Raw genomic sequence first — 14483 nt, 5'->3', positions numbered from 1 at the left:
TTATTTTATTAATGAAGTTAATCCGGAATGGGATAAAAGAAAAACTGAAATAAATGGGTAAAGGCTGCCCGTTTATTCCAAATTCTATTACATTTGTAATCTAAACAGTTCAATAATACATATATAATAGTAGTCTATGAACAGACGCAGATTTTTAGAAACGGCATCAGTCGCCACAGCCGTGTCGGCTACAGCGGGAGTGCTTACTTCTTGTAAAGACGACGCCGCTTGCACATTAAAACCCGGAGAAATACTTCATACAGTTGCTTTTAGCCTAAAGCATGGCAAAGAATCGGATGCTACAAACGCCTTTCTGTCCGACGGAAAGAAGATTCTAACATCTATCCCGGTTGTCAGAAATTTCCAGGTATTCCGCCAGACCAGTCCCAAGTGCACATTCGACTTCGGATTTTCGATGGTCTTTACGAACCGTACGGATTTCGAGACGTACAACAACCATCCCGATCATGTTTCATTTGTAAAAGAAAGATGGGAAACTGAAGTCAGCGGATTTCAGGAAACCGATTACGAGAGCCTATGAGTACATTAGCTACGCCCTTTGCGCGTCCGCTTTACATGATGGTGAAACCTGTGGGGTCTGTATGTAATCTGGCTTGCAAATATTGCTATTACCTTGAAAAAGGGAACTTTTATCCGGAAAAGAAAAATAGTATAATGACTGATGAGCTTCTTGAGAAATTTGTTCAAGAGTACATCAACAGTCAGACTATGAGCGAAATCTTATTTACATGGCACGGAGGTGAACCACTGATGCGTCCTATCAGCTTTTATAAAAAGGCGCTGGAGTTTCAGAAAATATACGGACGTGGCAAACAAATAGATAATTGTATCCAGACAAACGGAACGTTGCTTACAGATGAATGGTGCCAATTCTTTAAAGAGAATAACTTCCTGGTGGGGATATCAATTGACGGTCCACAGGAGTTCCACGACGAATACAGACGGAACAAGCAGGGACAACCCTCCTTTTATAAGGTAAAGAAGGGAATCGACCTGTTAAAAAAACACGGAGTCGAATATAATGCGATGGCTGTGGTTAACGACTACAATGTTGACTATCCCCTCGAGTTTTATAATTTCTTTAAGGAAATAGAATGTCATTATATTCAGTTTTCACCCATTGTGGAACGTATTCATGAACAGAACGACGGTACTAAACTTACTCATCCGCTACAACAGAATCAGGAAATAAAGCTTGCGCCTTTTACTGTTGATTCCGAAAAATGGGGCAATTTTCTCTGCGCCATATTCGACGAATGGTTAAAGGAGGACGTGGGAACCTATTTCGTTCAGCTGTTTGATGCAGCCCTGGCCAACTGGGTTGGAGAACAACCCGGTATATGTACGCTGGCAAAAACATGCGGACATGCAGGTATTATGGAATTTAACGGAGATGTTTATAGTTGCGACCATTATGTTTTTCCGGAATATAAACTCGGAAATATACGTACACACTCGTTAACGGAAATGATGTATTCGCCAAAGCAACTTAAATTTGGCGCCGATAAGGCAGATACGCTGCCCAATCAGTGTAAATCGTGCGAATACCTTTTTGCCTGCAACGGGGAATGCCCGAAAAACCGTTTTCTTACAACAGCCGACGGCGAACCGGGACTAAACTATTTGTGTAAAGGTTTAAAAAAATACTTCACACATATTGCGCCTTACATGGATTTCATGAAAAAGGAACTCATGGCTCAACGTCCGCCAGCCAATGTGATGGATTGGGCGCGTAAGCAGAAGCAATAACACAAAAAAGAAAAAGTTATGAGCTTTAACAGACGGGAATTTATTAAAACAGGAGGAATTGTTATGCTGGGATCTTTAGCTACTCCCTCAATATTAGGTGAAGTTGCAGAAAGTTATGCCGGCAAAGCCGCCGGCGTGTTATTTGCCTTGAATCACTTCGGTGTTTCGGAAGGCGATTTAAAAAAGGTTTTGGGGGTAGCTCTCGAAAAAGGGGGCGATTATGCCGATCTCTTTTTTGAACATTCGTTTAACAACTATATCGGACTACAGGACGGGGCAGTGAACCGTGCCAGTTCAAATATAGATTATGGTGTTGGTATCCGTGTTCTGTCGGGCGATCAGAGCGGTTATGCATACGTAGAAAACGTCACTTTGCAAGACATGCTTACGGCGGCCCGTACTGCGGCTCGTATTGCCAATGTAAAAGGAAACAAGGCTGCGGTGAATCTTACAGAGAAGCCCATTGTTCAGAATTATTATGCGGTGAAGACTCCCTGGAGTGAAATTGCCGTAAACGAAAAGATGCCCCATCTTCAGAAACTGAATGAAAAGGTTTTCGCTTTAGACAAAAGGGTTCACAAGGTATCGGCATCTCTTAGCGATTCTACTTCGCACATTCTTTTCTGCAATTCGGAAGGCATTATGTATTACGATTACCGCCCCATGGTTACATTAGGTGTTCAATGCATTATGGAAGCCAACGGCAAAATTGAGAATGCCTATGCATCGAGAGCTTTTCGTATGGGTACCGAATTTCTTACCGACGAATTGATTGACGAACTGGCAAACGAATCTGTAAAAAAGACATCCATCCTGTTCGAAGCTGTAAAGCCTAAAGGCGGAGAAATGCCGGTGGTTATGGGTGCCGGAGGTTCGGGTATTCTGCTACACGAGGCTATAGGACACGCTTTCGAAGCCGACTTCAACCGAAAGAACACCTCCATATTCTCGGATCAGCTCAATAAAAAGATTTGCAACGAACATATCAATGTGGTAGACGACGGTACCATTCCTTTTAACCGGGGTTCTGTAAACATAGACGACGAAGGTATAGAGGGACAAAAAACATACATCGTAAAAGACGGCGTTCTAACCAGCTACCTGCACGACCGCATCAGTGCCAAACACTACGGCATACGTTCTACGGGTAATGGCCGGCGCGAATCGTTCCGTCAGATGCCTATGCCCCGTATGCGTGCCACCTATATGGAAGATGGAAACGTAACGGAAGAAGAGATGATCGCTTCGGTAAAGAAAGGTATTTTTGCCGATGTATTTACCAACGGGCAGGTTCAGATCGGGGCCGGCGACTTCACCTTCTTCGTTAAGTCTGGTTATTTAATCGAGGATGGCAAGCTTACTCAACCTATCAAAGATATAAACATCATCGGTAACGGTCCGAAGGCTTTGGCAGACATCACCATGGTGGGTAATAATTATAAGATGGACAACGGAACCTGGACTTGCGGAAAAGACGGACAGTCCTGTCCGGTTACCTGCGGAATGCCTTCCGCATTGGTCAGCAAACTAACAGTTGGAGGAGAAAATTGATATGATATCGAACGAACATAAATTACTTGCACAATGGGCAATGGAATTTGCCCTTAGAAATGGCAGTCAGGCTTCCCGCGTTAGCTTGTACACCGGATTCAGCAGCTCGATTGAAGTGCGCGACATGAAAATTGACAAGCTGCAGCAGGCATCCGAAAACGGACTTGTCATCAATATCTTTGTTGACGGAAGATACGGTTCTTTTTCGACCAATAGATTAAACAAGGCCGAACTCGAACGATTTATTAAAGAAGGCATCAATTCTACCCGGTTTCTTGCCGAAGATAAATTCCGCACCCTACCCGATTCCTCGTTCTATTACAAAGGAGGAGGCGTGCCACTCGACTTGATAGATCCCTCGTTCGACTCCATCAATCCGGACGATAAAGTAGGACTTGCCATGAAGGTTTGCGAAGAGATTTACGGAAAAGACAAACGGATCATCTCGTCCAACGGATCATATGGAGACGAAAAAAGCTTCAAATACATGGTAGCCAGTAACGGATTCGAAGGAGAAAGTGCCAACTCGTCTTTTACGTTGGTAGGCAATGTAAGCATTAAAGGCGAAGGCGATGCCCGTCCGGAATCTTACTGGTACGATTCGTCTATCTATTACAACGAACTACAGAAAAACGGAATCGGTACAAAGTCCATCGAACGGGTGCTTCAAAAATTAGGACAACAAAAGATAGCATCCGGCAAGTATGCCATGGTGGTAGACAATATGAATTCTTCCCGCCTATTATCTCCGGTAATCGGAGCTTTGTACGGATCGGCCATTCAGCAAAAGAATTCGTTCCTGCTTGATAAACAAGACAAGCTGGTGTTGGGAAGCAACGTCACCATCAAAGACGAACCGCATCTGGTAAAGGCCGAAGGCGCCCGTTATTTTGATAACGAAGGTGTTGCCACTACCCCGCGTGCAATTTTCAATGAAGGAGTGCTGAACACCTATTTTATCGACACCTATAATGCAAATAAAATGCAGGTGAAGAGCACCATCAGTTCTCCCTCTATCTTAACCATGCAACATGGAATGAAAGACGTGAACGGTCTGGTTGCATCGCTCGAGAAAGGAATACTTGTTACCGGTTTCAACGGTGGAAACTGCAACAGCACTACCGGCGATTTTTCTTACGGTATTGAAGGTTTCCATATCGAAAACGGTAAAACCACACAACCTATCTCCGAAATGAACGTAACCGGAAACATGATTACTTTATGGAACAACTTGTCCGAGGCAGGTAATGACATCCGTAAATCGTCATCATGGCGAATCCCATCGCTATTGTTCAAGGACGTAGATTTTAGCGGATTATAAATAAAAAAACTCCCGAAGCCCGGCTTAAAGCTTCGGGAGTTTACATCTCTCCTTTTCGACAGAGCAATGAAGCCGGCACCTTACACCATCGGATGAAGGCCTATTTTACACCTTTCCTCTTCGACTAAGCATTGCAATTATCTTGAAACAAACCCAAATAATACCCTGTAATTTGTAAAAAATCATTATTTTCTGTTATTTTTTTGTAGCTTTGCAGACAAATTGACAATATCAATCGGATTGAATTGAATGGATTTTTCCAGGTAATAACAGTTAAATTTTAAACCAGATGGATTTATTTTTTAGTTTTAAAGAGGTTTTAAGTGCTTTTGTGGTACTATTTGCTGTAATTGATATATTGGGAGCTATTCCCATTATTATTAGCCTCGAGCAGAAGGACCAGACTTTCGAGGCAGGTAAAGCAGCTCTCATCTCGTTTGTTATTTTAGTGGCATTCTTATTTGTCGGTCAGGCTCTGCTCGCTTTATTCCAGGTAGATATATCATCGTTTGCGGTAGCTGGCGGACTTGTTCTCTTTGTGCTTGCCGTAGAGATGATCTTTAACATAGAAATTTTTAAGAATGATAGTCCGGGTGGTACAGCAACCATTGTACCTCTGGTATTTCCGCTTATTGCCGGTGCAGCCTCCTTTACTACATTGCTTTCGTTGCGGGCAGAATATAATATCCTGAATATTATCATTGCTGTGGCGTTAAATATGATAGTGGTTTATGTAGTACTAAAGAAGGTATACGTTGTAGAAAAGTTTTTCGGCAAAAGCGGTATCTATGTGATGCGTAAATTCTTCGGAATCATTCTGCTAGCTATCGCCGTGAGACTTATCACCGCCAATCTGACCTCACTGATCGGCAGTCTGTAAGAACCAGCTTGCAATTGAACCAAGCCTACGTTTGAACCTGCAGCAAGTCCGGTTCAGATATATCCATCGGGTGTAAACTATTTTAGGATGGATTTTGGTAAGGTGTAAAGAATCGCAGTATGACATTTGAAGAGATGTCTGGATTCTCGGTTTAATGATTTGAAAAGTGTCCAAACTTTCAGTAGAATGATTTCTGATATGTCTAGTTTCTCAGTTTAAAGAATCAAAAAACATTTACTCAAATTAAATAGTAAAACCTGATTAGGGTATCAAGCCCTAACCAGGTTTAGCCAACAGAAATCCAGCTCCCCATAACCCATTATTTGGGCAGTGTAAACCAAATTCAGTGCGAGTCACTTCGTGAATAAAGTGTTAGGACTTTTTGCGCAAAATGTTTGGACTTTTTCCTCAAAATGTTAGGACTTTTTGCTCAAAATGTATATACTTTTTGAGACGTTTCTCATTACTTTTCAAGTAAAAAATAATAGGATTTTCCCCCATTCATTGTCCTAAGAAACTTCAATACACTACAGTCTGATTATCAATCATATACACACCGTTCCTCAATCATATAGAGCTTGCTTATCATTCATATATAGCTTGTTTTCAAAACATATAAGGCTTGTTATCCATTCATATATGATTGGGAAAGGAAATATTATAAATTAGAAAGAGCTGCTTTGATATCGCTTTTTATATCTTCAATATGCTCGATACCAACCGATATTCTCAATAATCCGGGTACAGCTCCGGCAGCAATCTTATCCTCTTCCGATAGCTGCTCGTGTGTTGTAGCTGCGGGGTGGATAATAACAGATTTGGCATCTCCTACGTTTGCCAGGTGACTGATCAGCGAGAGTCCGTTTATCAGCTTGTCGGCTTTCTCTGCTCCTCCTTTTAGCTTGAAGGACAACACTCCGCCAAAACCATGTTTAAAATACTTCTTTGCCAGTTCGTGGTAAGGACTGCTTACTAATCCGGGATAGTTTACATACTCTACTTCCGGGAGGGTTTCAAGCCACTTTGCCAGTTCCAATGCATTGGAAACATGACGCTCCACTCGCAGCGACAACGTTTCTAGACCCTGAATAAGCAGGAAGGAGTTGAACGGACTGATGGCATTACCCCAGTCTCTGAGCCCTTCCACCCGTGCCCTCAAGGTAAAGGCAATGTTGCCGAACGGACCTTTGTCGCCAAATACATCCCAGAATACCAACCCATGGTAACTGTCGGACGGCTCTGTAAAGGCTCTGAATTTTCCGTTACCCCAGTTAAAACGGCCACTATCTACAATCACACCGCCCAAAGAGGTACCATGACCGCCAATCCATTTCGTAGCACTTTCAACCACCACGGATGCTCCATGGTCAAGTGGTCTGAATAAAAAACCCCCTGCCCCAAAGGTATTATCTACCACCAATGGAATCTGGTGTGCATCTGCTACTCGTGCAATCGCTTCAAAATCGGGAATATTCAAATCCGGATTACCAATCGTTTCCAGATAAAGAGCTTTGGTATGATCGTCGATAAGGGCTTCGAAAGCTTCGGGGGAATCGTTGGGTGTAAAACGAACCTCCACACCCAGACGTTTGAACTGATTCTTAAACTGGTTATATGTTCCACCGTAGAGATGGGATGTGGAAATAAAATTATCGCCAGCCTCCAGGATGTTATTCAATGCGATAAACTGAGCCGATTGCCCCGAAGAGGTCGCCAGAGCAGAAGCTCCGCCTTCGAGAGCCGCAATACGTTTTTCGAATACATCGGTAGTTGGATTCATCAGACGGGTATAGATATTTCCGAACTTTTTAAGTCCGAATAAATCGGCGCCATCCTTGGCATCCTCAAACACATAGGATGAAGTCTGATATATCGGCACTGCTCTGGAGTGAGTGGTTTGATCTACTACTTGTCCGGCATGCACTTGCAACGTTTCGAATCTAGCATTATTAAGTCCCATAATCTATCTGTTTTTTTATGAATTGTTTTCAGCAAAGATAGACCAAGCAGACTTAGCCGATATCACTCGATATAGGCATTTCGAATACCATAAACATGGTATATAAAAGCGATGAATGGCTTTAAACAACTAAAAAAGGGCATCCAAACCTGTTGGACGCCCTTTAATTCACGATAAAAGCAGAGTTCTTATTTCTTCAATTCTTTGACACGGATGTTTCTGAACTTTACAGGAGAACCATGACCAAGGAATCCGATGTGACCCTTTTCGTTGAACAAGCCCGGATGTTGTTTTCCATCAGGTGTACCATTCTTGGTAGCCTCTTTAATATCACCATCCAAAATTACAGTTCCATTCAAAGTAACCGTAATACGGTTTCCTTTGGCTACAACCTCCTGGTAGTTCCACTCGCCCATTGGTTTATGGAATCCTCTTTTTGCAGGAATAATTCCATATACAGATCCATGGTATTGATATACCTTGAGGTCTTTGTAGATAGGAGCTTCATTGTCCAGAATCTGCAATTCCATACCTACATAAGCTGCATCACCTTCCATCGGAGTACGGATACCTAATCCGTTGTTGGCTCCCGGTGTAAGCTGGAATTCGAAACGATACACAAAGTCTTTGTATTCATCTTTTGTATACAGATTGCCACCGTGCGCAGTACTTGGCTTCATCGAAATACAACCGTCTTCCAATACATAGTCTACCGTATTACCAGTCCAGTTGTGCATATTCGTTCCGTCAAACAACACCTTGAAACCTTCTTTCTTTTCTTGTTCCGAAAGTTGGAATGGTTCTGCGCGTTTTAGTTCCTTCACTAAAATATTGCGATAGCTTACTTTGCTTCCGTGTGCCTGTAATTCGATCTGCTCTATCGGGAAGATAGGTTGCGAACGATCCCAGTAATTTTCCAGAATTACATTGTTCACTACAAGCTCGCCATTCAGGTAAACCGTTACACGGTCGCCCACCATTTTAATATAAAAGCTGTTCCACTCGCCCAACTTATTGTCGGCCACCTTCAACGGTTGACTAGGATTTTTCTGGTTGTTATACAAACCACCCGATCCAACCTGGGCACCTACCTTTACACGGGCTGTATCCCAAATCTGAACCTGGGGAGTACCGCGCAGATAAACTCCGGCATCAGCCTCAGGACCTGCAGGGTCAAGCATCCAGTCAACGTACATTTCAAAATCACCATATTGCTTATCGGTGCAAAGGTTATCACCTTTACCGTTAAATACCAATACTCCATCCTGAACAGACCAGGTAGAACGAGCCTTCTCGTCGGCTTTAGCCTGTTCGGCAGCCAACTCTTCTGGTTTCATTTTAGCACGCAAGATTGGGTTTTTAACCAAGCCCTTCCATCCGCTCAGGTCTTTTCCGTTAAACAACGATACAAAACCTTTTTCGTCTGCCATTTCATCCAGATGCTTTTGGATAGCCTGTTTCTGATAACCTGCATCCGGATTGTCGAGAACCTCTTTCACTTTGTTTAAAAGCGTCTTTACATTCTCGCCGGTATAGGTTTTATTACCCAGAGCAATATTCATAACAGCGTTAGCTGCAGCTTGCTGTAACGGTTTTTCATTTAAGAATTCGCCGGCATACAACATACCCAGGTAAGTACCTGTGCGTTCAATTTGCTTTAAGATGGCAACCTTCTGAGCATCGGTCTTGGCGATCTCCATTGCTTTTCTTAAACGGATCAATCGGTTTTCGCCGGTATATTGAGCATTCGAAACCAATTTAACATATGCATTCATTGCACGGTCAAAATAGCCCGGAGCAGATGAATCTTTGCAGATAGCATAGAGTGCATCGGCAGCTTCAAGACCTTTACAGCTCATCAATGCTTCAAAAGCTGCATCTTTTGCGGCTCCCTGACCTTTAGCAAAGCCTTCCGAGATTACAGAAAGTGCTTTTGCATCGCCTGTTTGTGCCAACACGATATAATAAAGGTGTTTTTTACTTTCGCCTGCCTGCAACATCCGGTTGCTGATTGTAGAAACCTGGGCTTCTTTACTCATTCCGCTAACAGCTGTAATTACAGCCTGTTGCAATGGAACAATAGTAGAAGCGTCTGCCGTTTCAAGCATTCCGCACATGTTTACAAGATCTCTTTCCTCCACCACATCTTTCAATGCAGCATAAGCCGCTTTCTTTACAGACTCATTGTCTGATTTAGTCTGCGCCAGAACAGTGTTAAGATTGGCAGAAGACTTACGCTGAGCCAACAGTTCTATTCCAGCTATTTTGCCGGCTTCCTTAGATTTATCAATTGCCTTTACCACAGGTGTTGATATATCACCCTTGAAAGAGGCCAGGGCACGTTGAGCTAATTTCACAACCTGCTCGTCTGATGAAGTAAGTAGTGCCGAAATATCACCGATTGTATTGGGATCTCCCAACTTAACCAATGCCCATACGGCAGCTTCTTTCACTCCAAAATCGTTATTCTTTACCTGTTTGCGTATCAGTTCGGTGGCTGGCTGATCAAATTTGATCATCACTTTGCGGATAGCTTCACGCTGAACCGGACATTCACTCTGACTGGCAATCCAGTTAAGGATGTCTGTTTTTGGTTCGGGTTTGGCTTTATCCATTGTTTTGAACAGGGTAACGTATACTTCGTCGTTAACAATTGAAGAGGTATAATCTAATGCCGCATTGCGGTATTCCTTAGAAGCATCCTTCAATGCTGCAAGAACCAGCTTCAAACCTTTCTCTTTTTGAATAGAGAGCAGTATTTCGAGGGCAGAATTACGTGTCTGTGTTTTACCAAGTTTAGTTGCTTTGCTAAGCAGGTCGTTTGCAGCAGCTTCGGCAGCCTGCGTATTTCCATCGGCAGCCAACTTTTTAATCAGAGCGATGTAGGCTTCGTTTGCTCCGGTATTTTCCATTGTGAAAGCTGACTTTTCTGCCAATGCTCCCAGGGCGTTTAACGAAGTGGCTGATCCGATCTGACTCAGTGCATACAGCGTTACTTTCTGCAAATTCTGATCCTGAGTAGCCAACAGATCCAACAAGGCCTGCTCCACTCCCGTTGCATCAGCTTCGGCAATTGCCTGAATGATGTCTTTCTGGATGGATACATTGTTTTTGGCCGACTGCAATGCTGCTGTTAGCGCGTTATCAGCTTTTGCTGAATTAAAGGATACCAAAGCACGGGCAGCTGGTCCGGCCAGATTCTCCTGAGTCAGGTATTTGGCAAGTACAGATACGCTTTCATCCTTTCCAACCAACTGAAGCTGGCGAATGATAAAGGCTTTGATTTCGCGGTTTGAAACCTGTTCGAGCACCTTGCCGTAAGCAGTAGCAGTAGTTAAACGTGCGCTTTCGTTACCCGTTGCCATCACATAATGGGTAAGTCCGCTCAGTGCGTATTCCACCTGAGAGTTGCTTCCTTTACCCGGTTCGTTAATCATTTTAACCAACATGGCTACACCATCTTCTCCTGTAGTAGAAAGAGACTGAAGTAACTTATTGTATTCTGCCTGTTTTTGTGCCGGCATTTGCGCCAAAACATCGGCAACAATGGTACTGGCTGTTCTGCCCTGTGGCTCTTGCGCCCAAAGAGATGCCGATAATAATAATGCGCCTATTGGCAAATATATTTTTTTCATCTATATTTCAATTTATAAGATTAGATATTCCAAGGTGCACGCGCCGGCTGATCCAACAGACGGTTTGCTGCTTCGTCATTGACAAATTCAAGTTTAACAGGATCAAAATGCAAGGTACGGTTCAAACGCAACGCTACCGCTCCCATATTAACAATGGTAGCAGAACGGAATCCGTTTTCTTCGTTCAATGCAAATTTCTGACGGGTCTTAACACTGGTAAGGAACTCAGAGATTTGAGGTTCGGGTTCCGGATAATCTGCTAATTTCTTTTCCCAGTTTGGAATATCACAAACAAAATTCTTATAAACATTACCATTCGGACCTGCAATGTAAGGTGTATCCGGATTACCATAATCGCCACCCCAAAGAACAATCTGGCAACCGTCTTCGTAAGTGTAGGTAATGGAACGCCAGGTTCCTACTGCATCCGGATGCTGTTGTGGAGCATCCACCTCAACTTTAACAGGGCTTGTATGATCTTTTCCTAATATATACTGTACGGGGTCGATATAATGCTGTCCCATATCACCTAAACCACCACCATCATAATCCCAGTATCCACGGAATGTCTGGTGTACCCTGTGGGCATTGTAAGGTTTATAAGGAGCCGGGCCTAACCACATGTCATAATCCAGTTCGGCAGGAACAGGTTGCGGTTCAAGATATTCTTTCCCTACCCAGTAGAACTTCCAGTCAAATCCGGTATGTTTGCTGATTGTAACCTTTAACGGCCATCCCAGCATACCGCTCTGAACCAGTTTCTTCAAGGGTTTAACGGGCGTACCCAATCCGTAGAAAGGATCTTTAAAACGGAACCAGGTATTAAGACGGAACATGCTTCCATATTGTTTTACAGCTTCCATCACACGTTTACCTTCGCCGATTGTACGGGTCATCGGTTTTTCACACCAGATATCCTTACCTGCTTTGGCAGCTTCGACCGACATAATTCCGTGCCAGTGAGGAGGAGTTGCAATGTGCACGATGTCTACATTCTTATCCAAAATTAAATCGCGGAAATCTGTATAGGCTGCAATTTTGTCTTTAACCAGGTTTTTGCCCAGTTCAAGGTGTTTCTTATCAACGTCGCAGACTGCAACTAAACGGGTACCTTCGTAGTTGAGGTGGCCGCGCCCCATTCCTCCGGTACCTATAATACCTTTGGTAAGTTGATCACTTGGGGCAATAAACCCATTTCCCAGCACATGCCGCGGGACTACTGTAAATGCCGCAACACCGCCGAGAGTCTTTAAGAAATCTCTTCTGTTTGTTTTCATAGTATGAAATATGTTAAACTTATAGTTTTAAGAATCGCAAAAATAATTATTATATTGAACATATCAACTCTAATTAGCTGTCAAATTATCTTCAATTTCCGTTTAAATGTCTGCAATATTCGCCATTCTTTTATAATTGTTATCTTTAGAATGGTTTCTTCATAATTACATCACATAAAGTAAAACGAAAACTCAAAAATAAGACATATTATTAATAATACCAATAAATTAAATTCAGTTTTAATAAAAAAACAGAAGCTGCCCTTCGTAAGACAGCTTCTGATTTTATTAAATCTAAATACGCATTACTCTAAAGTTGGATTAAACGTACCGCCCCAGTTACTATTCTGCTCAATGTTACTGTTCAAATCAATGACTGATTGTTTGATTGGGAAGAAATAATATTTTTCGGGTACCGAAGAGATCTTCACTCCGGTAAAAGGAATCTGATGAACGGTGTATTTAAAATCGGCCTCCTTGAGTTCATTTTTGGCTGCTTTCGCTTTTGCTTCGGCGATAGACATTTCTGATCCATCCGGATTTATGGCAATGGCTTCTACTCCAAATTTGGTTTTACCATCCAGACGGTCCAGCATCCTCAGTCTTCTCAAATCCCAAAAATACTTACCTTCAAAGCAGAATTCAATGTTTCTTTCGGCAAGGATAGCCTCTCTGATACCTTCGCGGGTGGTGGTAGTAATACCATAATTACCATCAGCCCCGGCTTCAATACCTGCACGATTTCTTATTTCCTTCAGGATAGTTAACGCTACATCCGATTTTCCGGTTTCGTTGGCTGTTTCGGCATAATTAAGCATCACCTCGGCAAAGCGCATTACAATATAGTCGATGTCGTATTGCTGCACTTCCGACTGTAACAAAGACAAATCACTCGCCTTACGAATAAAGAAACCACTATATGAGTCCAGGTTAGTTGAATTGGTTCCTGCCTTCGGGTTTACACCAAAATCGTCCAGTACATCCGCAACACCCAATGCTGTATACTGTCTGTTTCCCTTTTTATTTGAAACTTCGTATACCGAGCCATTCCAAACCACCGATTTATCAAAGCGGGGATCTCTGTTCAACCAGTATGATTGAAGGAAGTTAGCATCTGTCTTATAATACTTGCTTGTTGGGTCATTGTAAAGCTTACCATCCTTCATAGGAAACTCTTTAACGAAATCCCATGTTGGCGAAGCCCACGCATTACCACGGCTTTCGGATCCGGGACGTACACCGTAATCCCAGTTGGCTGTTTTATTCGGATAGGTATTAATAACAGAGAAAACAACCTCCGGACCACGTTCATTCAAAAATATATTGGCATAATCGGGTGTTAGTGCATAACCCAACCCTTTTAGTTTATTGTAGGCAGCTTCATTGGCGGCATAAGCCTCTTTCCAATAAGCATTATCCCACTTGTTGGATGGATTAAACTGAGGAGATGCTTTATAAAGCAATACTTTTGCTTTAAAGGCTGTGGCAAAACAACCGTCAATCTTTCCGAAGTTGGCAGACGAAGTGGAGATTCTTTCAGGTAAATCACCGATAGCATCATCCAGGTCCTTTATGATCAGGTCGAAACACTCTTTCGTGGAGTTTCTTTTCACATACAGGTCGTCTTTATCTTTGTCCTGCGGAACGGTAATATAAGGAACGCCTCCGTGATACACAACCATATCGAAGTAGACGTATGCCCTTAAGAACTTAGATTGGGCAATTATCTCATTTTTGAAGTTATCCGGCAAATTACCTGCACTTACATTTTGAATAGCCTCGTTAATCAAGCGGATATTCGTGTAGTTCCACAATTTATACTCGCCGTTGGTCATGTTAATACGGTCCGGATAAAAGACTATACCCGATAATTGTTGTGTTGACTGATCAAGCGAAGGAGACCAGTTACTAAACACGTTCGCATACAGATTGGCCATATAGGCATTTACCAGCGATTGGTCATTCCATACTAATTCTGCATTGTAGTCATAGATATCCTCAATATCCAATGTATTACAGCTTGTTGTTGCAAACATAGCCAATACAGAAACGATTATATATTTTATAGTTTTCATCATACCATCAATTA

General features: G+C 42.7%; 9 protein-coding genes. 5 read left to right on the top strand and 4 right to left on the bottom strand.

All coding sequences use genetic code 11. From position 1 onward, the window contains the following. Nucleotides 1-136: 136 nt before the first annotated feature. The 5 genes from F5613_RS00190 (at nt 137) to F5613_RS00170 (ending at nt 5522) form a co-directional block, all read left to right on the top strand. The gene (locus F5613_RS00190; protein WP_079683031.1) at nt 137-541 is read left to right on the top strand and encodes a Dabb family protein; all 405 of its coding nucleotides are present in this window, start codon (nt 137-139) and stop codon (nt 539-541) included. Further along, nucleotides 538-1770: an anaerobic sulfatase-maturation protein gene (locus F5613_RS00185; RefSeq protein ID WP_179398225.1), complete on the top strand. Its 1233-nt coding sequence runs from the start codon at nt 538-540 to the stop codon at nt 1768-1770. The genes F5613_RS00190 and F5613_RS00185 overlap by 4 nt, the downstream gene beginning before the upstream one ends. 18 nt (nt 1771-1788) lie before the next feature. Then, nucleotides 1789-3321 carry a TldD/PmbA family protein gene (locus F5613_RS00180; RefSeq protein WP_179398224.1) on the top strand — a complete coding sequence of 511 codons (1533 nt, stop codon included), beginning with the start codon at nt 1789-1791 and terminating at the stop codon, nt 3319-3321. Nucleotide 3322: 1 nt separating this feature from the next. Beyond that, entirely contained in the window at nt 3323-4642 is a 1320-nt protein-coding gene (locus tag F5613_RS00175) for a TldD/PmbA family protein (protein ID WP_179398223.1), read from the top strand. 289 nt (nt 4643-4931) lie between these two features. Beyond that, a complete protein-coding gene (locus F5613_RS00170; protein WP_068184007.1) occupies nt 4932-5522 on the top strand; it encodes a MarC family protein in 591 nt (196 codons plus the stop codon). Between the two features lie 658 nt (nt 5523-6180). Here the strand turns inward: F5613_RS00170 and F5613_RS00165 are convergent. The 4 genes from F5613_RS00165 to F5613_RS00150 form a co-directional block, all read right to left on the bottom strand. Next, nucleotides 6181-7482: an O-acetylhomoserine aminocarboxypropyltransferase/cysteine synthase family protein gene (locus tag F5613_RS00165; protein ID WP_179398222.1), complete on the bottom strand. Its 1302-nt coding sequence runs from the start codon at nt 7480-7482 to the stop codon at nt 6181-6183. A gap of 188 nt (nt 7483-7670) precedes the next feature. Further along, nucleotides 7671-11117 (bottom strand): DUF1080 domain-containing protein, encoded by a 3447-nt coding sequence (locus tag F5613_RS00160; protein ID WP_179398221.1) that lies wholly within the window; start codon nt 11115-11117, stop codon nt 7671-7673. A gap of 20 nt (nt 11118-11137) precedes the next feature. Beyond that, entirely contained in the window at nt 11138-12394 is a 1257-nt protein-coding gene (locus F5613_RS00155; protein ID WP_079683036.1) for a Gfo/Idh/MocA family oxidoreductase, read from the bottom strand. A 305-nt stretch (nt 12395-12699) separates the two neighbouring features. Beyond that, nucleotides 12700-14472: a RagB/SusD family nutrient uptake outer membrane protein gene (locus F5613_RS00150; RefSeq protein ID WP_246303304.1), complete on the bottom strand. Its 1773-nt coding sequence runs from the start codon at nt 14470-14472 to the stop codon at nt 12700-12702. Nucleotides 14473-14483: the final 11 nt, after the last annotated feature.

This window comes from Macellibacteroides fermentans (assembly GCF_013409575.1).
Lineage (GTDB): Bacteria > Bacteroidota > Bacteroidia > Bacteroidales > Tannerellaceae > Macellibacteroides > Macellibacteroides fermentans.
This window is presented reverse-complemented; position numbering and strand designations above follow the sequence as displayed.

Excerpts from the sequence above, each read along its gene's own strand:
- F5613_RS00160 (WP_179398221.1), bottom strand. The coding sequence starts at position 11,117 with ATGAAAAAAATATATTTGCCAATAGGCGCATTATTATTATCGGCATCT.
- F5613_RS00150 (WP_246303304.1), bottom strand. The coding sequence starts at position 14,472 with ATGATGAAAACTATAAAATATATAATCGTTTCTGTATTGGCTATGTTT.
- F5613_RS00155 (WP_079683036.1), bottom strand. The coding sequence starts at position 12,394 with ATGAAAACAAACAGAAGAGATTTCTTAAAGACTCTCGGCGGTGTTGCG.
- F5613_RS00175 (WP_179398223.1), top strand. The coding sequence starts at position 3,323 with ATGATATCGAACGAACATAAATTACTTGCACAATGGGCAATGGAATTT.
- F5613_RS00190 (WP_079683031.1), top strand. The coding sequence starts at position 137 with ATGAACAGACGCAGATTTTTAGAAACGGCATCAGTCGCCACAGCCGTG.
- F5613_RS00180 (WP_179398224.1), top strand. The coding sequence starts at position 1,789 with ATGAGCTTTAACAGACGGGAATTTATTAAAACAGGAGGAATTGTTATG.
- F5613_RS00170 (WP_068184007.1), top strand. The coding sequence starts at position 4,932 with ATGGATTTATTTTTTAGTTTTAAAGAGGTTTTAAGTGCTTTTGTGGTA.
- F5613_RS00185 (WP_179398225.1), top strand. The coding sequence starts at position 538 with ATGAGTACATTAGCTACGCCCTTTGCGCGTCCGCTTTACATGATGGTG.
- F5613_RS00165 (WP_179398222.1), bottom strand. The coding sequence starts at position 7,482 with ATGGGACTTAATAATGCTAGATTCGAAACGTTGCAAGTGCATGCCGGA.